At 38.6% G+C, this 23,792-nt stretch carries 17 protein-coding genes; 11 read left to right on the forward strand and 6 right to left on the reverse strand.

Annotated elements, in window-relative coordinates:
* Positions 1-150: 150 nt before the first annotated feature.
* Positions 151-1,665 (reverse strand): fumarate hydratase, encoded by a 1,515-nt coding sequence (locus C9J45_RS00490; protein ID WP_045083029.1) that lies wholly within the window; start codon positions 1,663-1,665, stop codon positions 151-153.
* A gap of 174 nt (positions 1,666-1,839) precedes the next feature.
* On the opposite strand from C9J45_RS00490, the gene pabB reads away from it, so the two are divergent.
* From pabB to C9J45_RS00515, 5 genes are all read left to right on the forward strand, one after another.
* Complete coding sequence (gene pabB / locus C9J45_RS00495) at positions 1,840-3,240, forward strand: aminodeoxychorismate synthase component I (protein WP_199189312.1); 1,401 nt, start codon at positions 1,840-1,842, stop codon at positions 3,238-3,240.
* A gap of 81 nt (positions 3,241-3,321) precedes the next feature.
* Entirely contained in the window at positions 3,322-3,930 is a 609-nt protein-coding gene (locus C9J45_RS00500; protein ID WP_107205728.1) for a CoA pyrophosphatase, read from the forward strand.
* Between the two features lie 187 nt (positions 3,931-4,117).
* Positions 4,118-5,371, forward strand: a complete 1,254-nt coding sequence (locus C9J45_RS00505) for an amino acid permease (RefSeq protein WP_107205727.1) — start codon at positions 4,118-4,120, stop codon at positions 5,369-5,371.
* 237 nt (positions 5,372-5,608) lie between these two features.
* The gene (locus C9J45_RS00510; RefSeq protein WP_107205726.1) at positions 5,609-6,970 is read left to right on the forward strand and encodes an L-serine ammonia-lyase; all 1,362 of its coding nucleotides are present in this window, start codon (positions 5,609-5,611) and stop codon (positions 6,968-6,970) included.
* 358 nt (positions 6,971-7,328) lie between these two features.
* Positions 7,329-8,210 (forward strand): AraC family transcriptional regulator, encoded by an 882-nt coding sequence (locus C9J45_RS00515; RefSeq protein ID WP_107205725.1) that lies wholly within the window; start codon positions 7,329-7,331, stop codon positions 8,208-8,210.
* 101 nt (positions 8,211-8,311) lie between these two features.
* Here the strand turns inward: C9J45_RS00515 and C9J45_RS00520 are convergent, their stop codons facing one another.
* Positions 8,312-8,902 (reverse strand): GPR1/FUN34/YaaH family transporter, encoded by a 591-nt coding sequence (locus tag C9J45_RS00520; protein WP_107205724.1) that lies wholly within the window; start codon positions 8,900-8,902, stop codon positions 8,312-8,314.
* A 718-nt stretch (positions 8,903-9,620) separates the two neighbouring features.
* On the opposite strand from C9J45_RS00520, the gene C9J45_RS00525 reads away from it, so the two are divergent.
* The 5 genes from C9J45_RS00525 to C9J45_RS00545 all read left to right on the forward strand — a co-directional run bounded on the left by C9J45_RS00525 (position 9,621) and on the right by C9J45_RS00545 (position 15,272).
* Positions 9,621-10,574: a porin gene (locus C9J45_RS00525; RefSeq protein WP_107292020.1), complete on the forward strand. Its 954-nt coding sequence runs from the start codon at positions 9,621-9,623 to the stop codon at positions 10,572-10,574.
* A 176-nt stretch (positions 10,575-10,750) separates the two neighbouring features.
* Positions 10,751-11,014 (forward strand): GrxA family glutaredoxin, encoded by a 264-nt coding sequence (locus C9J45_RS00530; RefSeq protein ID WP_008986743.1) that lies wholly within the window; start codon positions 10,751-10,753, stop codon positions 11,012-11,014.
* Between the two features lie 265 nt (positions 11,015-11,279).
* On the forward strand, positions 11,280-12,962 hold the full coding sequence (locus C9J45_RS00535) for an aspartate:alanine antiporter (RefSeq protein WP_045083035.1): 1,683 nt from the start codon (positions 11,280-11,282) through the stop codon (positions 12,960-12,962).
* Positions 12,963-13,251: 289 nt separating this feature from the next.
* Positions 13,252-13,926 (forward strand): response regulator, encoded by a 675-nt coding sequence (locus C9J45_RS00540; RefSeq protein WP_005367047.1) that lies wholly within the window; start codon positions 13,252-13,254, stop codon positions 13,924-13,926.
* Complete coding sequence (locus C9J45_RS00545; RefSeq protein ID WP_107205722.1) at positions 13,923-15,272, forward strand: ATP-binding protein; 1,350 nt, start codon at positions 13,923-13,925, stop codon at positions 15,270-15,272. Before C9J45_RS00540 ends, C9J45_RS00545 begins: the two co-directional genes overlap by 4 nt.
* A gap of 346 nt (positions 15,273-15,618) precedes the next feature.
* Here the strand turns inward: C9J45_RS00545 and fabV are convergent, their stop codons facing one another.
* The 3 genes from fabV to C9J45_RS00560 all read right to left on the reverse strand — a co-directional run bounded on the left by fabV (position 15,619) and on the right by C9J45_RS00560 (position 20,011).
* Positions 15,619-16,821 (reverse strand): enoyl-ACP reductase FabV, encoded by a 1,203-nt coding sequence (gene fabV, locus C9J45_RS00550; RefSeq protein WP_107205721.1) that lies wholly within the window; start codon positions 16,819-16,821, stop codon positions 15,619-15,621.
* A 187-nt stretch (positions 16,822-17,008) separates the two neighbouring features.
* Positions 17,009-19,285 (reverse strand): acyl-CoA dehydrogenase, encoded by a 2,277-nt coding sequence (locus C9J45_RS00555; protein ID WP_107245458.1) that lies wholly within the window; start codon positions 19,283-19,285, stop codon positions 17,009-17,011.
* A gap of 66 nt (positions 19,286-19,351) precedes the next feature.
* The gene (locus C9J45_RS00560; RefSeq protein WP_107205928.1) at positions 19,352-20,011 is read right to left on the reverse strand and encodes a TetR/AcrR family transcriptional regulator; all 660 of its coding nucleotides are present in this window, start codon (positions 20,009-20,011) and stop codon (positions 19,352-19,354) included.
* An 845-nt stretch (positions 20,012-20,856) separates the two neighbouring features.
* On the opposite strand from C9J45_RS00560, the gene C9J45_RS00565 reads away from it, so the two are divergent.
* Entirely contained in the window at positions 20,857-22,110 is a 1,254-nt protein-coding gene (locus C9J45_RS00565; RefSeq protein WP_107292021.1) for an OFA family MFS transporter, read from the forward strand.
* Positions 22,111-22,840: 730 nt separating this feature from the next.
* Here the strand turns inward: C9J45_RS00565 and C9J45_RS00570 are convergent.
* Entirely contained in the window at positions 22,841-23,659 is an 819-nt protein-coding gene (locus tag C9J45_RS00570) for a sugar nucleotide-binding protein (RefSeq protein WP_107205718.1), read from the reverse strand.
* Positions 23,660-23,792 lie beyond the last annotated feature (133 nt).

Consider the following 23,792-nt stretch of genomic DNA (forward strand, 5'->3'; position numbering starts at 1 on the left):
AATAAATATATACCCATGAATAGTATAGGCTTTTAAATTAACAATCTTGTTTCATATATGAAAATAGAGTCAATATCACAATCCTTTTAAGATTAAAGAGACAATAAAAAAGGAGCACAAGGCTCCTTTTCTTAGATATGCTTATATAGCTTACTTTTCCATTTCAGCGATATTTACACGCCATGTATCAGGGCCTGTTTGGTGAGCATTAGTACCATTAGAATCAACGGCTACTGTTACTGGCATATCTTCGACTTCAAATTCATAAATCGCTTCCATACCCAGATCTTCAAACGCCACGACACGTGATTTTTTAATCGCTTTGGCAACTAAATAAGCAGCGCCACCGACAGCCATTAAGTAAACAGCTTTATGCTGCTTGATTGACTCGATTGCAGCTGGACCACGCTCAGCTTTACCAATCATTCCGGTTAGACCCGTTTCACCTAACATCATGTCGGTAAATTTATCCATACGCGTTGAGGTTGTAGGACCCGCTGGACCCACGACTTCATCCCCTACTGCATCAACAGGACCAACGTAGTAAATGAAACGATTATTAAAATCAACGCCTTCAGGTAAACCTTCACCTTTGGCTAACATTTCTTGAATTCGTTTATGCGCTGCATCACGACCAGTTAAAATCTTACCAGACAGTAAAACAGTCTCACCTGATTTCCACTCTTGCACATCTGCTTTCGTAACCGTATCTAAATTTACACGACGAACGCTATCACCCACTTCCCATGTCACTTCAGGCCAATCTTCTAACTTAGGTGGTGTTAATTCTGCAGGACCAGTACCATCTAAAGTAAAGTGCACGTGACGTGTTGCGGCACAGTTAGGGATCATACAAACAGGCTTCGATGCCGCATGTGTTGGTGCGGATTTAATTTTTATATCAAGAACTGTTGTTAAACCACCTAAGCCTTGTGCACCAATACCGAGTTTGTTAACACGATCAAAAATATCTAAGCGTAATGCTTCTTCTGTTGTTTGTGCCCCACGCTCTTTCAACTCATGAATATCAATTGATTCCATTAATGATTCTTTCGCAAGCACAGCCGCTTTTTCTGCGGTTCCGCCGATACCAATACCCAACATGCCAGGAGGGCACCAGCCAGCCCCCATCAGTGGTACTGTTTTTTCAACCCACTCAGCAATGTCATCAGATGGGTTTAACATCACCATTTTGGTTTTATTTTCAGAGCCGCCACCTTTAGCAGCTAACTGAATTTCAACCTTATCACCTGGCACCATATCAATATGAACAACAGCTGGTGCATTATCTTTCGTATTAATACGACGACCTGCAGGATCCGCAACAACCGATGCACGTAACGGGTTATCTTGGTTGGTATACCCTTGACGCACACCTTCATCAATCATTTGTTGTACAGTAAGATCGCTATCCCACTGTACGTTCATACCAATCTTCACGAAACAGGTAACGATCCCTGTGTCTTGACAGATTGGACGATGCCCTTCGGCAGACATACGAGAGTTTATTAAAATTTGTGCGATCGCATCTTTTGCGGCTTGGCTTTGCTCTTTGTTATAGGCTTTTTCTAAAGCTTGCACAAAATCCAGTGGGTGGTAGTAAGAAATATATTGTAATGCATCTGCCACACTACTAATTACGTCTTCTTTGCGGATGACAGTCATAGTTGCCCTCGTTGAGTTATATCATTCCATAGCGCCCGAAATTTACTTTCAATTTTGTAGGGACGATGTTCACATTAAGTACATGCACATCTTTGGGCGTCGTTATCTGAATATGATACTCTTGCACTTATTATTGCGCTACGCGCCAATCAAACTCTTGTCACAAAAAAGAAAATGATTTGTAAATCACACCCAAAATTAAGCATTACGTCGCTCGCCTACTCAAAAGATGCGGCATTGACATGGTTTGCACCACTCTCTGGTTTGCCATGGGCAATGCTATTACGCTCGGCAGCAGAAAATCATCCAGATAACCGTTTTGACATTATCGTTGCTGATCCTTTAGCCACTATTGAATCAGAAAATGGGATTAGCAAGGTCTGCTATGCAAATGGTGCAGAAGAAACGTACACCGATGATCCATTTGCATTAGTACAAACATTACAAGCGCAGTTATTACCTGCAGTTAGCCCAATGATGACACTGCCATTTATTGGTGGAGCATTAGGCTACTTTAGTTACGATTTAGGTCGTCAGGTTGAAAATATCTCAACAATTGCTGAACATGACATTCCGCTACCTGATTTAGCATTAGGGATCTATGACTGGGCTTTAATTGTGGATCATCAAGAACAAACGGTAACGCTAGTAGAGCCAAAAGAGACTAAGCGTCAAACATGGCTTGAACAGCAGCTTACGACATTCTCACAACAACAACCCGCAACAGATTTAAACCTTGTTGATAGCTTTTCTTTAACATCTGATTGGTCATCCAATATGACTAAAGAGGATTACTGTAACAAATTTAACAAAATCCAAGATTATCTATTGTCTGGCGATTGTTATCAAATCAACTTGGCGCAACGTTTTTCTGCCAATTATACCGGCGATGAATGGCAAGCATATCTAACTCTTGAAACAGAAAACGGAGCGCCATTCTCTGGTTTTATTCGTTTAAAACAAGGTGCGATTTTATCGGTATCTCCAGAGCGTTTTTTACAACTTCGTGATGGACTGATTGAAACTAAACCGATTAAAGGGACTCGACCACGTAGCAAAAATACCGCTCAAGACAATGCCAATGCTTTCGCTCTTCAAAATGCTGAAAAAGATCGTGCAGAAAACTTAATGATTGTCGATTTACTGCGTAACGATATTGGTCGCGTTGCCACACCCGGTACCGTACGAGTACCGCATCTTTTTAAAATAGAAAGTTTTCCTGCCGTACATCACTTAGTGAGTACCGTCTCAGGCGAATTACCAGCAGATCACAATGCGACAGATCTATTAAAAGCATGTTTCCCCGGTGGTTCAATAACAGGTGCTCCGAAAGTACGAGCCATGGAAATTATTGAAGAGTTAGAACCGCACCGCCGCAGTATTTATTGTGGCAGCATCGGTTATATCAGCCGTTGTGGCACAATGGATACCAGTATTACGATTCGTACATTGGTGGCTAATGAACAAAAAATTCATGCGTGGGCTGGAGGCGGGATTGTTGCTGATAGTGATCCAGATAGCGAATATCAAGAAACACTCGACAAATTGAGTAAGATTCTGCCAACCTTACAATAGGTACAGATAAATACATCATAATGATATTTAAAATAAAAAGTATTTAAGATGAAAGCACTTTCATTTGACTAACGAGGTTTTATGGTTGGACAGCAGCAAATTTTAAGTCGATTTCTTCTTGCACCAAGTCTTCAATATGATCAAAACCATCAAGATCGAATTCGACAGCACTGGGAAGACGCATCCCTATTTAAACAAGCTGCTGTTTTGATCCCTCTCGTTTATCGCGAAAATGGCTTTAATGTCGTATTAACGCGAAGGGCAAAACACCTTAAACACCACCCAGGACAAATTGCTTTTCCTGGTGGACGATTTGAACCGACAGATGAGGATTTAATCGCAACCGCTATTCGTGAAACATTTGAAGAAACGAATATTACTTGTTCTCGCAATGATGTACACGGTTGTCTTTCTACCTTACCGACCATGAGCGGGTATATGGTCACGCCTTTTATCGCCACAATAGATCCAGATTACATCCCTATCGCAGATCCCAATGAAGTCGATTGCATTTTTGAAGCGCCTCTGAACCATTTGCTTAACCCAAACAATATTCGCCAATATAAATTCCTACTTAATGGCAATAATCACAATGTATATAACATCCCGTTTAAGAATTATTCTGTATGGGGAGCAACCGCTCAAATGATAAAACTACTTTCAGATCAAATTTGGCATGATGATTTATAGGCTATTAGCTGTTTTTTTAGCTTCTACCAAATTTAAAACTGTGAGCTAAGTCTTCTTTATTTGTACAACAAATAAAGACAGCTTACATAACGCGATCTTTATCATTGTAATCCCGCCATAAATAACGAGAATGCACGTGTTCCTAAAACAACGTTCCGTTCCGTTCCTTTTTTTTGGATGACAAAAAATGCAAAACACATCGACCGCAGTACAAACTGATGTAGCAAAATCACGTTGGACTTACAAAGATTTCACATGGGCATTGTCTCTATTCGGCACAGCTGTAGGTGCAGGTGTTCTATTCCTTCCAATTAAAGCAGGTGCGGGCGGTTTCTGGCCGTTAGTTATTTTAGCACTGATTGCAGCACCAATGACTTGGCTTGCACACAAAGGCTTAGCACGTTTTGTTCTTTCAGCTAAAAATCCAAACGCTGACATTACTGATACCGTTGAAGAACACTACGGTAAAACAGGTGCCAACCTTATTACATTCGCTTATTTCTTTGCTATCTACCCTATCGTTCTTATCTATGGTGTAGGTATTACCAACACTGTTGACTCATTCATGGTGAACCAACTAGGTATGGATTCTGTTCCTCGTTGGCTTCTATCAGGCGTCCTTATCTCGCTAATGACAGCTGGCGTTGTATTTGGTAAAGAACTAATGCTTAAGGCAACATCAGCAATGGTTTACCCTCTGGTTATCATTCTGCTTGCTCTGTCTATTTACCTAATTCCTGATTGGAACATGTCAATGGTGTCTGTGGCACCTGATTGGTCATCAATGCCTACTGTTATTTGGCTAGCAATTCCAATCATCGTGTTCTCTTTCAACCACAGCCCAATTATCAGCCAGTTTGCAAAAGAACAACGTCATGTATACGGTGACGATGCAGTAAAGAAAACTGACATGATCACTGGCGGCGCAGCAATGATGCTAATGGGCTTTGTCATGTTCTTTGTATTCTCTGTTGTACTGTCTATGACACCAGAGCAGTTGAACATGGCAAAAGAACAAAATATCTCTGTTCTTTCTTACCTAGCAAACATTAAAGATTCACCAGCAATTTCTTACTTAGGTCCACTGGTTGCATTTGCTGCTATTACTTCAAGCTACTTCGGTCACTTCCTAGGTGCACATGAAGGTCTTGTTGGCCTAACGAAATCTCGTAGCAAAATGCCGGTTGGTAAAATTGAAAAACTATCTCTAGCATTTATTGTTGTGACAACATGGATTGTAGCAATCATCAACCCAAGCATCCTTGGTATGATTGAAACAATGGGCGCACCAATGATTGCAGCAATTCTGTTCCTAATGCCAGTTGTTGCGATGCAGAAAGTACCAGCAATGGCGAAATACAAAACCTCTGTTGCTGCACGTATTTTCACTGCTCTGTGTGGTGTGGCTGCGATTACTTCAGTAATTTACGGCGCTTTTTAATAGCACTTGAACCAGGCGCGATACAAACACAAAAATACTTCTTTTTTGAAGCATAAAGTGCAAGAAAAGGTATAGCGTTCTGGTACAATAAACGCAATCTATACGATAATTAAGAGCAGGATGCTAAGCGCCCTGCTCTTGTTTTTTAAGTACGCTCGCCAAGGAAGGGGCGAGTCATAAAACGCATACAGTCTTGGCCGGAGGCAAGAATCGCTTCCCCCGACTGAGGTAATAAACATGATCAGTGTTTTTGATATTTACAAAATCGGTGTGGGCCCTTCCAGCTCACATACTGTTGGCCCAATGAAAGCAGGTAAAGAGTTCATCGATGATTTACGTGCCATGGGTAAATTACGTGACATAACTAAAATTACCGTTGACGTATACGGCTCTCTTTCTCTTACAGGTAAAGGACACCATACTGATATTGCAATCATTATGGGTCTTGCTGGTAACAGCCCTGAACATGTTGATATCGATAGTATTCCAAGCTTTATTGCCCGTGTTGAAGAAACCGAACGTCTACCTGTTGGTATGCATTGCCACACAGTAGATTTCCCACGTGATGGTGGTATGAATTTCCATACGACTAACCTTTCACTGCACGAAAACGGCATGTCTATTCATGCTTGGATTGGTGATGAGAACGTTTTCTCTAAGACTTACTACTCTATCGGTGGTGGTTTTATTGTTGATGAAGAAAACTTTGGTAAAACGCAAGAATCAAGTGTTGTTATCCCTTACCCATTCAACTATGCCTCTGAACTTGTTGAACAATGTAAAGAGCACGGTTTATCAATCAGCTCTTTAGTTATGGCTAACGAACGTGCAATGAACGCTGAAGATGAGATTAGTAATTACTTTGCTAACATCTGGAAAACAATGCGTGATTGTATGGAACGTGGTATGAACGAAGAAGGTATCCTACCGGGTCCTCTACGTGTTCCTCGTCGTGCAGCAGCACTTCGTCAACAGCTAATAACATCTGAAAAGCTAAGCAACGATCCAATGACGGTTGTTGACTGGGTTAACATGTTTGCTTTTGCTGTAAACGAAGAAAATGCAGCAGGTGGTCGTGTTGTAACCGCACCGACAAACGGCGCATGTGGCATTATTCCAGCAGTACTTGCTTACTACGATAAGTTTGTTCAGTCAGTTGGCCCTAAAGAATACACCCGCTACTTTGCTGCTTCTGGTGCTGTTGGTGGTCTTTACAAGCGTAATGCTTCTATCTCTGGCGCTGAAGTAGGCTGTCAGGGCGAAGTTGGCGTGGCATGTTCTATGGCTGCTGCTGGTCTTGCAGAACTTATGGGGGGTAGCCCTGAACAAGTATGTATGGCTGCAGAAATTGCAATGGAACATAACCTTGGTCTAACGTGTGATCCTGTTGCTGGCCAAGTTCAGGTTCCATGTATCGAGCGTAACGGCATTGCAGCAGTTAAAGCAATTAATGCTACACGTATGGCACTTCGCCGCTCATCTGATCCCCGTGTTTCACTTGATAAAGTCATTGAGACAATGCTTGAAACAGGTAAAGACATGAATGCTAAATACCGTGAGACATCTCAAGGTGGTCTAGCGATTAAGGTTATTTGCTAATCTTTAAGCGTAAACTTGTTAGAAAAGCTGCTTTCAAAGCAGCTTTTTTTATGCCTTTCATCTATAACAGTAGCGTGATAAATAGCATAATATCCCGTATATAGAGCATAAGACCTAAATTACTTAAATTCACATATCAAGATGTATCCATTTTATATAGATAAACATACTCAATATGATCAATAACAAAAGTTGAGTAGATTTCATCTATTCAACCGTTTCTTTTAGTCCTATACTCACACGCATGTACCTTGGTATCAGCATATTCCAACATAGAATACCGGTACATATAGGACGGCCGCCTAATTATGGTGTGTAATGAAGGATTTATTTCCACTTTTAGAGAAGCAGTACTGGTATGAAATATAAGCGTATCCTCTCTCAGAGCCACGTAGTTCTAAAAGAGTTTTATGTCGACCACCACTTAATTGTAAAATTATCAAATGTTCAAGGTGATGTTCACATCAACGGTCATGCTATTGAATTAAAAAATAATAGTACTTTTGTCGTTCCTAAGTTCAGTCATATCTCTTGTTCTATTAATCAACTTAATAGCCAAGAAAATATTGAATTACAATTGTTGATGATCGATGAAGAATCTATCACTGAAGCATTCAAATATATCAGTGCGTTAAAACAACCCACTTTCCCAACGGCAAGTTGTTCTCCTGTCTACACGATTCCAACCCCTGCAATTGTGGATCAAAACTTCGTTCTATTTAATAAATTACTGCCTTCGATATGTGGCTCTTCCATGGAAAAAACGCTGCTAAGCCAGTGTTTAGTCTTTATTTTAATGGCATTAAATGAAGCAGGTATTGATGTATTCAACGTTTACCGCTTCAACTATGATGAGCCTAAAGAGCGAACTATTGCGCGTTTGATTACCCAAGATCCTCAACGCAAATGGAGTGTCGACGATATGGCGAAAGCGCTCTTTACAACGCAATCTACACTGCGTCGACATTTGGCAAAAGAAGGGGTTTCATTTAGCCAATTATTACTTGATGTTAGAATGGGTTTAGCCTTGAACTACCTTACTTTTTCAAATTATTCTATTTCACAAATAGGTAATCGATCTGGTTTTGGTAGTGCTGCATATTTTTGCGATGCATTTAAACGTAAATATGGCATTACGCCTTCTCAGTTTAGAACAACATCACGTCAAGAAAATGATGTTAGCCCTGAAGGCCACTTTACCTTTAAACCTAACATTCAAATTACTGAATCTTGCATCTAACTATTATTTTTCTCCCATGTGATAACGTTATTTTCATAGATTTCAGATATAAAAAAACCTCGTTAATTAACGAGGTTTTTTTGTCTCAATACTTCGCAAAATTAAGCAGCAGCTTTTAGGCTTACTTGCTCAGTCTTCAGCTCACCAACAGGTAAGATTGTACGACCGTATTCAGCATTTAATACCTGAGCCATTGCAAAGTAAATTGCACTTAGACCACAGAAAATACCTTCTATACCCGCGATGAAACCAATTGTCGTATTACCCGTAAAATCACGAGCCGCTAATAAGAAGAATAAAATAGTTAGAGAACCAAATACTACTTGTTTAGCACGAGGGTAACGTAAAGAACCGATAAACATAAATGCAGTAAATAGGCCCCAAAGTGTTAGGTACCAAGCCATGAACGGTGCAGGGCTTGCTGCAAACCCCATCTTCGGTAATGCAATAAGACCGACTAGCGTTAACCAAAATAAGCCATAAGAAGTAAACGCTGTTGTTCCAAACGTATCACCACGCTTAAAGCACATCATGCCTACAAGAATTTGACCTAGACCACCATAGAAAATACCCATCGCTAGGATCATTGAATCCAATGGAAAAAACCCAGCATTATGAATGTTTAAAAGAACGGTAGTCATACCAAAACCCATTAAGCCTAAAGGCGCTGGGTTCGCTAATTTCGTAGACATGTATTTCCCCTGCAGGAGTAATTCAACAAAAGTGATAAATTTTAAAATATAGATGCATGCTAAATGCGCCGCGAATTCTAATTGATGGTGCGATCCAGATCAATGGTTAACCACGGAAAAAGGCAATAAAGTGAGAAAAAGTGCGAAAACATTCTATTTTGTAAAGAATTTTAATAATAACATCTAATGAATTTTGTTAGAGAATATGAATTTATGAATAACTATATTCCATAATGAAATAATAATACCTTATGTAAATTCAAGATATTGATTTAATTGAATTAAATAAAGATAAAAAATTAAAAATTTCATTCCATATAATTCAACAAAACAAGCGCCATATAATTTTCCAATGCCAAACATCATCTATTTGTCATACGAATGATCATATTTAACTAGAAATAGATGACTAAATGGCACTTCCATCACGATTTATGCTTAAAAGCGATATAAATCGCATTATTAAACAATGCTTATATTCAACATCATGATGATCATATTGTTAACTTATTTAATAGTGATGAGTCTCCCCTCTCTTTTACTAAATATTACCTTTAACAAAATACGTAGCAGTTCACATAAAACACCTACTCAATTCATTGATATATGTAATAAAAGTAACTTTTTACTTACACATAACTTTAACATTCATGCACTAATCTGCTCTCATTCAAGAGGCAATGAAGCCCAAATAACATTCTTTCTAGGGGATTAGAAAATGAAAAAAGTAGCATTGGCATCGGCAATTTTAGCGTCATTAACAGCAGGAACAGTAAACGCTGCAACTGTTTATCAAGATGATGATAAATCACTTAGTATTGGTGGTCGTGCTGAAGCGCGTTTTAACCTATCTGATGCAAATAAAGGTGCAGATGGCACTGGTAATGCTTTTAAAGATAAGAGCCGTGCCCGTATTAATCTAAAAGGTAAAGCAAAGATTTCTGATCAAGTTATTGCTTTTGGTAAATATGAAGCTGAAATCTCTGATAGTAGTGACTCTACTGTTAAGAGTCGTTACGTATATGCTGGATTTGATACTCAGGCAGGTGCTTTCTCTTATGGTAAGCAAGATTCAGCACAGGTTATGCTGACAGATTACACAGATATTCTTGCTACTTTCGGTGGTGACGGTGTTGATCTTGTTGATGGTAACAAAGATAAGCGTGAAAATAACTTTTTATACGCTGGTGAATTCAATAACTTCACAGTTTCAGCTAACTACATTGCTGAAAACAATAATGCAGTAAAAGATTCAGACAGTTATGGTATTGCAGCACAATATGCCTTCCCATTTGGTCTATCTCTAGGTGCTGGTTATGTTAGTGGCAAAGATGGTGTTGACGTTGATGCTAACCAATACAACTTAGCAGCAAGCTACGAATTCAATAATTTTTACGCAGCTGGTACTTATGCGAGTGGTAAAAACGGTAATACCGATCTAACTGGCTATGAATTAGCCACAGCTGTTAAAATGGGTAAATTTATTGCTCAAGCAGCATACAACTTTAAGCAATCTAAAGACGGCGGCGTAAAAACTGACAATGTAGATTACTTTGCGTTAGATGGCGTCTATAAGTTCAATAAAAACCTACGTACTTATGCAGGTTACCTATTTAACCGAATTGAAGGTGAAGATAACGAATTACAAGTGGGTATTCGTTACGACTTCTAAGTTAACCTAATCGGTAATACAAGCCAAGCCTCGTGCTTGGCTTTATTCTTTGCCGTCATCACTTCTTGATATATAACCCGCCATCGATTTTCTCTATTGCTCTAACAGGCAAATCCCCCTTTCTCTATCAATAAACACACGTTATAGTAACAACATAATTTTGCAGGAGAGATTTTATGTTCGTAGTTATTTTTGGTCGCCCAGGTTGTCCATTCTGTGTACGTGCTAAGGAATTAGCAGAAAAAATTAAAGCAGAGCGTGACGACTTTAACTTCCGTTACGTTGATATTCATGCGGAAGGCATCAGTAAAGCGGATCTGGAAAAAACGGTAGGTAAACCCGTTGAAACAGTACCACAGATCTTTGTTGATCAAGAGCACATTGGTGGCTGTACTGAATTTGAAGCTTACTCTAAAGAACATAATCTACTGTTCCAATAAGAAAAGAATTCAGTTTATGAAAGGTCGATATTGTCGGCCTTTTTTTATCTCTATTTTTTACTAACTGACAACGTAAATGAACAGTATTTTTAACGTACAGTAATCCGTTATATTTCCGCTTTTATCCCTTCAGATAAAGAATACACACTCAGAAGTTATTAATACTAACTTTCAACATTTTTTTAGAATATACGCTATAACAGTCTGCAAAAATCAGCTAGAATTTGATAACTCTTACTTCTCCACTATTGTCGGAAATTCTGTTGTGAACATTGATGTAGCAGCACTTCTACACCATAATGATATTCTATTACTTTTTGTTGTTCTTGCCGTAGGTTTAAGTATTGGCAAAATACGCTTTGGTAAGATGAGCTTAGGTAATTCTATTGGCGTTTTAGTCACAGCACTGCTGTTTGGTAATGCTGGTTTTACTTTCGATACTGACGCTTTAAATATTGGCTTTATGCTGTTTATTTTTTGTGTGGGTATAGAAGCGGGTCCAAACTTTTTCGGCATCTTTTTTCGAGACGGTAAGCACTACCTTTTACTTGCGCTCGTCGTTTTGCTTTCCTCCATCGCGATAACCATGACAATGGCGCATTATCTACATATGGATATTGGCCTTGCGACAGGTTTAATGGCGGGGTCATTAACTGCAACCCCAGTATTAGTGGGCGCTAAAGACGCATTAAATACTGGGCTTTCAGGTATTACCGATCCAACAATGATTAAACAGCTTACAGAAAGTTTAAGTGTTGGTTATGCGATGTCCTATTTAGTAGGCCTAGTGAGCTTGATATTCCTCGCGAAGCTCATGCCTACACTACAAAAACAAAATCTAGCTGAATCATCACAACAGATCGCACGTGAACGTGGTATTGGTGAAGTGGCACAGCGAAAAGTATATTTACCCATTATTCGCGCATACCGTGTTGGACCTGAACTGATTAATTGGATTGATGGTCGTAACCTTCGTGAGTTAGGTATCTACCGCCAAACAGGATGCTATATCGAACGCGTTCGTCGTAACGGTATTTTAGCTAACCCTGATGGTGATGCAATTTTACAAGAAGGTGATGAAATTGCACTAGTGGGTTACCCCGACAGCCACGCTCGTCTTGATCCTAGTTTCCGTAATGGTAAAGAAGTGTTTGATCGTGATTTATTAGATCTTCGCATCATTGAAGAAGAAATCGTGGTAAAGAACGATGGTATTGCCGGTAAACGTTTATCTGAATTGAACCTGTCAGAGTACGGCTGTTTTTTAAACCGTGTGGTTCGTGCTCAAATCGAAATGCCGATGGATCACAACATTCTGTTAAACAAAGGTGATATTCTGCAAGTTAGTGGCGAGAAAAGTCGTGTTCATGGTTTAGCTGAACGTATTGGCTTTATTTCAATCCACAGCCAGATTGCAGATTTATTAGCTTTTTGTTGTTTCTTCATCATAGGTTTACTGCTTGGTTTAATTACCATGAAATTTGGTCATATTGCGTTTGGTTTAGGTAGTGCTGCAGGCCTTTTAATTGCAGGTATTACACTTGGATTTTTACGTGCAAACCACCCAACTTTTGGTTATGTCCCTCAAGGGGCGTTAAATATGGCAAAAGATTTAGGCTTAATGGTCTTTATGGTTGGTATCGGCTTAAGTGCAGGTTCTAACCTTTTTGAATCCATTGCTCATATCGGTTTAACTGTTTTTGTCACCAGTTTAATGGTGAGTGTGATCCCTGTCGTATTAGCCTATCTATTCGGTGCTTATGTACTGAAAATGAACCGTGCACTACTTTTTGGTGCCATCATAGGCGCGCGTACTTGTGCCCCAGCTATGGATATGATCAACGCTCATGCGCGTAGTACTATTCCTGCTTTAGGTTATGCAGGTACTTATGCTATCGCCAACGTATTGCTCACTATTGCAGGTACGTTAATTATTATTCTAAAGTAATTATTGGCTTGAATGCTGCTCTTTCTAATAAGGGCTGGCTAATGAGTTCTCTTATGAGTCAGCCCCTATTCAGTCAAGATACCTACACTAAGACCTGTAGCGTTAATTTGTTATTAATCAAACATTTTATTTAGTTAATAGCACACATAGCAATCTGACTTATAAATACCCATTCTGCTATAACGCTCAAATATTAAGTTTATGGCAATGATAAATAATGCGGATAATTGCAATATTTCGTACCATAGATATTTATAACTATAATCAGCAACCTTGGGTGCTTTAATTTATGCGAATTCTTATTGTCGAAGACGATGCAATCCTTAGCCATCACTTAAAATCTCAACTCAGTGAATTAGGCAACCAAGTTCAGTGTGCAAATACGGCAGAAGAAGGTTTATTCTTTGCTGAAAACTACCCCAATGATATTGCGATTGTTGATATTGGTTTACCCGACCGCGATGGGATTAGTTTAATTAAAGACATGCGTAAAAAGGGGCTTCGTCTTCCCATTCTTATTCTTACTGCGCGTTCAAATTGGCAAGACAAAGTAACAGGCCTTGAAGCTGGTGCTGATGACTACCTCGTTAAGCCATTCCAAAAAGAAGAAATGGTTGCTCGCTTAAGTGCACTCGTTCGCCGAAGCGCTGGTTTTGTAAAGCCGGAAATGACCGCAGGTGATATCCGTGTAGATCTCCTCGCGAAACAAGTTTATGTTCATGAAACATTATTAGAGTTAACCGCTTTTGAATATGACTTACTTGAATATCTCATGCGCCATAGCCGTCAGGTTGTATCAAAACAACGCCTACTCGATGTGTTATATGAAGATCAAGAAGGTGATCCAAATACAATCGAAGTTATGATTAGTCGTTTACGTAAAAAATTCACTAAAACAGGTCAAGATAACCCAATATCAACCATTCGTGGTCAAGGGTATATTTTTGAACTTAATGCCCAATGAATAAACTTATACAGCCGCGTTTAAGACGTCGAGTTTTAATCACCTCTGTCGCTATTATTGCTTTAGTCACATCGGCCTTAGCAGGTGTGATTAATAAGCTTTATTCTCAAAGCTATATGGCTTCATACTCTTCAGAGCTTGTCGCTCAAATGCCAATGGTTGTTGCTCAACTTAATCGTGCTGGCTTAATCAAAGATGTTGATAAGTGGATTGACTCTCTTGACCCATCAGACACCGATTATATTGCCGTCGTGTGTGATCAAGCTGATAACACCACATGGTTATCTCATGAAGCCAATAAAGCGAATTTAAAAAATGTTTGTCGTTATTTGCCTGAAAATATACCGACGCCTACCCTTATAAAAATGGGTGATAACAAAGGCTATATCGCTTATAACCTCAGTCGAGATAAAGAAAATGGCAACATTTATCAACTCGTTGTATTACGTTCAGCAAATGATTATGAAAAATCATTAGAAAAACTCCATCAACGTACCGCATTTTATCTCGGTCTTTTTGTACTTATTGCTGTTGCATTTCTCATTGCCGCCTTTCACTGGGGATTTCAGCCGTTACGCAAGTTAGCCTCTCAACTCGATCAAATGGCGGAAGCGAAACGAGAAAAACTCGATAATGATTACCCAATGGAGCTGCAAGAAGTCACTAAAGCAGTTAACCGATTAAACCGTATAAGTAGTGATCAAAAAGGACGTTACCGCCATGCGATGGATGATCTTGCTCATAGTTTAAAAACCCGTTTAGCGGCAACAAATGCATTATTGGATGATAAAACGTTAGAGCGCCACGAGCTAAATCAACGTATTATGGAGCAAATCAGCCAAATGGATGATCTTGTCCAATATCAGTTAAAACGGGCAATGGTAGGTCAACAAGGGCTACAAAAAAGTAATTCTCAATTAATGCCGGTTGTGAATAGCCTTAGCTTAATGCTTGGCAAAATTTATGCGGATAAACAAGCTAAACTGCATTATCACTTCAATGAAGATATTATGTTGCCGCTAAATAAAGATGATTTAATGGAATTATTTGGCAATATGCTTGAGAACTCATTCCGTTTTTGTATCAGCCAAGTGCATATTACTGTGATAGAAACCAACACTCACTTTACCATTAAGATTGAAGATGACGGTCCAGGTGTAAAGCTTGATATGAGAGAAGCGATATTTCAACGAGGGGTACGTTCAGATCAGCTAAACCCAGGCCAAGGTATTGGTTTATCGGTATGTAATGAAATTATCGATAGCTATCAAGGAACGATCTATGTTGAAGATTCGCCATTAGAAGGGGCTGCATTTATTATTACACTGCCAAAACTTAATGACTGATAAATATTAGAAATTTATGGTAAACCGAATAATTGAATGTACATTGCTGAAACGCCAAAAATTTGACAGTCATTGATAGACATTAATTTTATAATATTTAAAACTATCACTAGTAATTTATTAATAGCTAGGAGAGTTAATAAATGCAGTGCGAAAAATGTGCTAGTTTTGATGTGGGAAGAATAAAGCGAAAACTATGGCATAAGTTTTACATTAGAAGAATTTATCTCTGCAACCAATGTGGTTGGATGCATAAACAAAAAAAATAACAAATAGACTAACTTGATGAATCAAAACAATATAATAAAAAAACCGCCTTTCGGCGGTTTTTTTATTTTGTTGTGAATTAGATGTCTTTCACATCAAATTCAACAACCGGATTCACATCTGCATCATAATCAACAGTGTCAATACCAAAACCAAATAGCTTTAAAAACTCATCTTTATATTGCTGATAGTCAGCGACATCAAATAAGTTTTCATTGGTTACGTTTGGCCATAAATCACGACAATGTTTCTGGATATCTTCGCGAAGTTCCCAATCATCTAGACGTAGACGGTTTTCGCCATCAACTTCAGGTGCCATGCCATCTGCTTTAAATAAGCGTTGATTGAACATACGTAAAATCTGCTGCATACAACCTTCGTGTACACCTTCTTCACGCATCTTCTTAAATACCATCGCAATATAAAGTGGCATAACAGGAATTGCTGCGCTAGCTTGCGTGACCACACTCTTAAGCACAGCAACATTTGCAGAACCGCCAGTTTTCGCTAGCTTCTCGTTTAGCTCTTTTGCTGCACGATCAAGATCCATCTTCGCTTGACCTAGCGCACCGTGCCAATAGATTGGCCAAGTAATTTCAGTACCAATGTAGCTATAAGCAACCGTCTTACAACCATCGGCTAAAACACCTGCATCAGATAGAGCATCAATCCAAAGTTCCCAATCTTGGCCGCCCATTACCGTTACAGTATCTGCAACTTCTTGCTCTGTAGCTGGCTCAATACTTGCTTCGATTAATACATCTTTATTGGTATCTACTGCTGTTGCTGTGTACGTCTCACCCATTGGTTTTAAGCATGAGCGAATAACTTCACCTGTTTCAGGTAATTTACGTACAGGTGATGCAAGTGAGTAAATCACCATATCAACCTGACCAAGATCTTCTTTGATCAAATCAATGGTTTTTTGTTTTGCTTCGTTAGAGAAAGCATCACCATTCAAGCTTTTTGAATAAAGACCTTCTTCTTTCGCAAACTTGTCAAATGCTGCTGAGTTATACCAACCTGCAGTACCTGGTTTTTTCTCTGTACCTGGTTTTTCAAAGAACACACCAATAGTTGCAGCACCACCACCGAATGCCGCAGCAATACGAGACGATAGGCCATAACCACTTGATGAACCAACGACTAGCACACGCTTAGGTGCGTTCGCAATGGGACCTTGTGCTTTTGTATAAGCAATTTGCTCTTTTACGTTCTCTTCACAACCCACTGGATGCGTTGTTGTACAAATAAATCCACGAGTTTTAGGTTTGATGATCATCTTCAACTTCCCTTACATAGTTGTTGATAGGATAAAAGGTTAGCGTCAAAATCGCATTAAATTTATGACAGAAAATGATAAAAACCGTAGTGGTTGGAGGTGTTACAGATATTTCTGGTCAAAAAAAGTGCCACGCTAAGCGTGGCACATGGGAGATTCCAGGTTTATATATCACTAACTAAGCTACCTAAGCTGCTTTTCCTGGTAGTATGCGAGCTTTTTTAAAATGGTCTGCACAAAAATGATCAACTTGAACCGCTTTTTGTCTTAGCTGTTCAGCATTTTCTATTTTTTTCTTCTCTGCTTCTGTGATTATTCCCACATCTAATGCAACTTGTAATTTATTTGTTAATGAAGCTTTGCGCGGGATCTCACCTCTACGTGTTGCTTTCATCAGTTTACGCTCTAAAGGTTTGATCTCGTGCATAGCTAAAAAAGCACGTTCCATAATCGCAACAGGATCATCCTCTTTATTACCAACATAGCAAAGGTGTGTTAATCGCTCACGATGTACACCAGGAGTCATTAATGCTTCTGCAATATCGATAGCGATCACATCTGATGGTGCATGGTAATGAATGCCTAACGGAAAATTAATGGTACGTAATAGACGTCCAACTCCTTTACGAGGGAAGTTATTAAACACATCATTGAAAGCAATACCACACTGATGTAAACAATGTTCTACACCATATTTCACCATTGATAAATCTTGCTGTTGACGTCCTTCGTCTTCATAGCGTTTTAATACTGCCGACGCTAAATAAAGATGACTTAAAACATCGCCTAAACGTGCCGAGACTAATTCACGACGTTTTAACTCACCACCAAGGCTTAACATCGCAAAATCCGCACTCACTGCCAATGCCTTAGACATTCTTGCTAACTGACGATAATAAGGTGCAGTTTCACCACTCACTGGTACTCGATTAAAACGAGATCCAGAAAATGCATTCAGTAATGATTTGCTGACATTACCAATAGCAAAGCCTATATGTTTTGATAGCAACTTATCGAAGTCTTTTTCACCTTGCTGTTCATCTGGATTGGCAGCGGCTTCCATTTCACTCAGTACATAAGGGTGACAACGTGTTGCACCTTGACCAAAAATCATTAGGTTTCGAGTTAGAATATTCGCGCCTTCAACTGTGATTGCAACTGGCATACCAAAGTAGTGATGGCCTAAATAGTTCATTGGACCAAGCTGAATAGCACGACCAGCATGCACATCCATTGAATCATTGAGGATCGTTCGGCCCATTTCAGTCATATGGTATTTGGCAATCGCTGTAACTATCCCAGGGGTTTGCCCCATATCTAATGACGTCGTGGTTAAGGTACGAGCCGCTTCTAGCATATAGGTATAACCACCAATTCGACCTAAAGCTTGTGCAACACCTTCAAAATTACCAATTGAAGTACCAAATTGCTTACGAACAACGGAATATGCGCCTGTCGTTTTCGATGTTAAATGGCCAAAGGCAGCCCCTAATGCTGGAAGGGAAATACCACGACCTGCTGATAAACACTCCACCAGCATGCGCCAACCTTTTCCTGCATATTCTTGACCACCTATTAGCCAATCCATTGGAATGAACACATCATTACCACGTGTAGGTCCATTCATAAAAGCCATATTTAATGGGTCATGGCGTTCACCAATTTCAACACCAGGATGATCGGCGGGAATTAATGCACAGGTGATCCCTAATTCTTTTTTATCACCAAGCAGACCATCAGGATCTTTCATTTTGAAAGCCAGACCTAATACTGTTGCAACGGGTGCCAAGGTAATATAACGCTTGTTCCATGTTAGGCGTAAACCTAATACTTGTTCACCTTCATGCTCGCCATAACAAACAATACCTTCATCAGGAATACTACCGGCATCTGAGCCAGCTTCTGGCCCTGTTAATGCAAAACATGGAATATCTTTCCCGTTAGCTAAACGGGGTAACCAATAATTCTTCTGCTCTTCTGTTCCGTAATGAGTCAATAATTCACCCGGCCCTAGGGAATTAGGAACCATGACGCATACCGCAGCACTCAAACTCCGAGTTGCAATTTTGGCAACTATGGTTGAATTCGCATGCGCTGAAAAATTAAGGCCGCCGTATTCTTTACCAATAATTAACGAGAAAAACTTTTCATCACGTAAGTACTGCCACACCTCTGGCGATAAATCTTTATCTTCTTGAACAATCTGATAATCGTTTATCATGGCCAATAAGGTTTCTAGCTTAGTGTCGATAAACACTTGCTCTTCATCAGTAAGTTTTGGCTTAGGGTAGGTTAATAAGGTATTCCAATTAGGTTGCCCACTAAATAACTCACCGTCCCACCATACACTTCCCGCTTCCATTGCCTCGCGTTCTGTTTCAGATAACGGTGGCAACACTTTTTTAAACACCTTAAAGGCGGGATCGCTGAGATATCGTTTTCGCATTACAGATAAAGTGCTCATAGTTCAGATCCTTTTGCTTCGATTATTTTTATAATGACTACGTAGGTATACATTCGTTATTTAGTTTTAGACTTGCTTAACCAGAGAAATATTCGTTTCTATTGGCGCCCCAACCCCTGCTGCGAGATAAGGAACAAGACGATCAATTAAATCTTCAGTTTTCACATGATTCGAAAAATCGTTTTCTGCTATTTCACATAAAGCAGCGCTTGATGCCATCGTGAATACTGATGCACCTAATGTGAAATGTAAGCGCCAGAAAAGAGTTTCTGGATCTAAGGACGGATTAGCACGGCATACGGCAGTGACAAAAAGAGAGAGGACTTTGTCGTAACGGGTAACAATAAACCACCGTAAATGTCCCTGTACGTCAGTATAACCTCGCCCTAGTAATGACATAAAAACCGTCGCACCATTAGTTCGACAATCATTAAGGCTAACTAACGGTGACTTAGTACAGTGAAAGACATCTTCCATCGTAAAATCATCACGGGTTAAGAGTCTTTCTAATTCACTTTGCAACGCTGGCATAAAAATATCAAGGTAACGGCTGAGTACTGCACGTACCAATGTTTTCTTATCACCATAATGGTAATTAACAGAAGCAAGATTGACTCCAGCTTTACTTGTTATGGTCCGCAGCGACGTTTCGTTAAAACCATGCTCGGCAAATAACAGCTCAGCGGCATCTAGAATGCGACTTTTAGTTTCACCTTTTCCAGCCATTTTCATTCACCCGTATTAAACACATGTTTAAATACTACAACTCGTTAACACTTTTAACAAGTTTGCTATCTCATTTTGAGAGGTGAAATTTCAATAGCTCTTAAAGACAGATAAAGTAAAAATTAGACATTAAATATCAACAAGTTAAAACAAACCACCATAACCAAGGTTAATAATTAATAAAATAGAATCGAAAAAAGCATATATTCGCGGAACTTAAACACATCGATTGAGTCTGACTACATGCCACTACTTTTTTGTTGAAGATTTTCCTTCATAGCCTACTCCTGTTATTGGAGTAGGTTTTATTTCCTTGCTGACTTTTGCTAAGTTGCCCTCTTATTTTTTAAACTCACCTATTAATATCTAGACACATATCATTTATAAAAGCGACGAAACGACTCACTTTTACATACAACTCCACGATACAATAATAATAACAATTACTTTAGCTACTTATATAAATAACTATCACTAAAAATAATTAATCAATTAAATTAAAACATAACAGGATATCTAATTATCTTTATTTTTAGTTTTGTTAATTATAATTAAGAATAATTATAGATTTTGTTTAACGATTAAAATAAACCAATACCCAATTTGTAATACATAATACAAATAAAGGTTTACTCGCTTTTATTTCTCCGAAAATGAATCAAAAAAAACCGTTTTAAATCAACACTCTAATAGATTTAATATTTAGTTACATTTTAACTTGCCATCATTATTTTTATCGCTAGAATTCCCATACAGTATTAACGGGTAATATTTAATAAAGATATATATTACTACGATCTATTTATTTGGTTTTTCACCATATAAATATCATTTGAGAGAAATTCATGTTTGATAGAGCAAAGCAAATTCTTATTGCTGGTTTTTGTATTAATTTATGTATTGGTATTCTATTTACTTGGAGTGTATTTAAAAAAGCGCTAGTTGTTGATTTAGGATGGACAAACTCAGAAGCATCTCTTCCTTATACTGTCGCTATTATTACTTTCTCTATAACTCTTCTTTTAGCGGGTATTTTACAAGATAAATTTGGTCCTAAGCGTGTATTAATCGCAGGCACAATTTGTTCTGGTTTAGGTTTAATTGCATCCGGTTACATCACAAACCCTACTCAACTTATTTTTACCTTTGGTATGCTTGCCGGTGGCGGTATTGGTTTTGGTTATGCTTGTTTAAGCCCTGCAGCAATGAAATGGTTCCATCCTTCAAAACGCGGGCTTGTAAATGGCCTTATCGCTGCGGGCTTTGGCCTTGCTGGTGTTTATCTTGCTCCATTAATTACATCATTAATTGGAAGTTACGGTATTAGCTATAGTTTTATTATTTTAGGTATTGCTCTTTTATGTATTGCAACACCATTAGCATTTACCATTACCAATCCACCTTCTCATTACGTACCTATCGCTTCATCTAAACAGACGGATAAGAAAGTAGCGGTGCCACAAAAAGAAATGTGTTGGACTGCTATGCTCAAAACGACGCAGTTTTATAGTATTTGGGTTATGTACCTTTGTGCATCATCAACAGGTTTAATGATCATTGGTAATATTACCTCTATCGCTTCAGCACAAGCAGGTATGACGGATGCCGCTCACCTTGTTGTTATTCTAGCTTTATTTAATACATCAGGCCGTGTGCTTGCTGGCGTGCTATGCGACAAAATTGGTGGTCTTAAAACATTATCGTTATCATTTATGTTATCTATTGCCAATATGATGTTGTTCCCTCATTACACAAGCCATATTAGTCTTATCATCGGTATGGCAACAGCGGGCTTGTGTTATGGAACCTTACCGGCAGTATTTCCATCACTAACAGCAGGTTTCTATGGTTTGAAAAACTACGGTACAAACTATGGTGTCGTATACACAGCATGGGGTGTCAGTGGTTTCATTGGCCCCGTTATCGCCGCAGTTGCTGTTGATACCACAGGTAATTACAACCTCGCTTATTTCTACTCGGCAATTATCATGGGAATTGCATTTGTGTTTTCGCTGCTAACAAAGAATCCAGCAGTCAAAGCTGTGGCATCTGTCAAAAAAGAAGACAATGAAATGCTAAACACAAAAGTGACGGCCTAAACAGAACAAAGCCGTGTGGATATTATTTAAAAATCAATACATTAAGTAATCTCGATATTTTAATACTAAAAATATTCGAAAACTTAGGAACCTTTTTTAAAATCCTGAGTCTTAAATAATGTATTCAGATTGATAAAGATTTCGCAAAACAAACATGTTTCAACAATTTTTATCATTGTAAATGCCACTACTGCTTTAACTCCTAATTGTAATTTTTAGTTTGCCCACTATTTTTGTGGGCTTTTTTTTGTAAAAAAGGTCTTTGACGGCCACCATAAAAAAAGATGACTTTTTTTTCACTTTTATTGAACTAACCTTAATTTCGTTAGTCTTACTAGTATGATTCATAATAAAACCTACTATGCCTTTGGTTTTGAATCAGTATTTTAAAGTTTTTTATTTATGTTAGATGTCCACTACTGCTGAACTTTTTGTAAAATTTACGGAACTTTTTATCCCATTAAAACATTTTTAATGGGATTTTTTTTATCTATTCAGATGACTTAAGTACTCAAAACGGTATTGTTGTGTGTTTTTTTGCCTGAAAACTATTTTTTTTTAAAAGTTTTGAACCAAACCTAAAATTCAAAGTCTGAATATATAGAATCCATAATATTGGTGAGAATTGTTTAACTGGCCGTCGAACTTCTTCCAATACTCCTTATTGCCACTGCAATTATCCTTTAATTGCATATTTTTACGCTGAACTGTTGTTCAGCGTTTTTTTTATCTATTTAGACAGCATCAAATCTCTATGTTTAAGAACATAACCTAGATTCGTTAATGTCTTCGCAGCATCAATCACTTTTGCAGTACTACTTTCATCATCAGGTAAAAACTCCGGCAGTGGCAATGATAATTGCTTCGCCATCTGAGTATAATACTTACTACGTGTAGGGTGAAAATCAGACGCTAAATGTAAGACAGGCATACTATCTTTGATACCAACCAACCTTACTATCGCTGCAACACAGTCTTCTAGGTGAATAAGATTAACGGGATTACTGCCTCCTTTTAAAGCGTTTCTACCCGCTAAAAATTTGACAGGATGACGGTCTTCACCAATCAGCCCCGATAACCGCACTATCGTTAATTGATCACCCCATTGAGTACGCAAACTATTTTCAATCTTCACATGTGTCAAAGCAGAATCAGTTAATGGCATCACATCATCGTCTTCAGCCACACGGCCTTTACGTCCATCATAAACTGACGTTGTACTAATAAATATAATGCGCTGACATCCTGATTGATAAGCCGCGTTAGAAAGGGATAACACATTCTGATAATGCTGCTCTTTATCAATACTATTGCGACCGGCAGCAATATTAATCACCATCACATCACTTGCTAACATCGTTGCTAAAGATGATACTTGAACATCTTCTGTTAATGGTAACTGCATTGGCACCCCATGTATGCCATATGCACTTAAAGCATTCGCCTCTCTCTCATTTCTTTTTGTACCGTAAACGTTATGGCCTTTTTTATATAATGCCTTTGCTAAGGGCAAACCAAGCCAACCACAACCGCATATAGCAATATTCATTTTTCAGCCTCAAATTACATCAAATCCATATAAGAAAAATAACACCAATGGCTTGAAGCTTTAAGTTTCTAATTAAAAATGATAACAAATTACATCAGTATAATTTTTCACTTTGTAAAATAACGCCTTAAAT

The sequence above is a fragment of the Photobacterium sp. GB-1 genome (genome assembly GCF_003026165.1).
Classification (GTDB): Bacteria; Pseudomonadota; Gammaproteobacteria; order Enterobacterales; family Vibrionaceae; genus Photobacterium.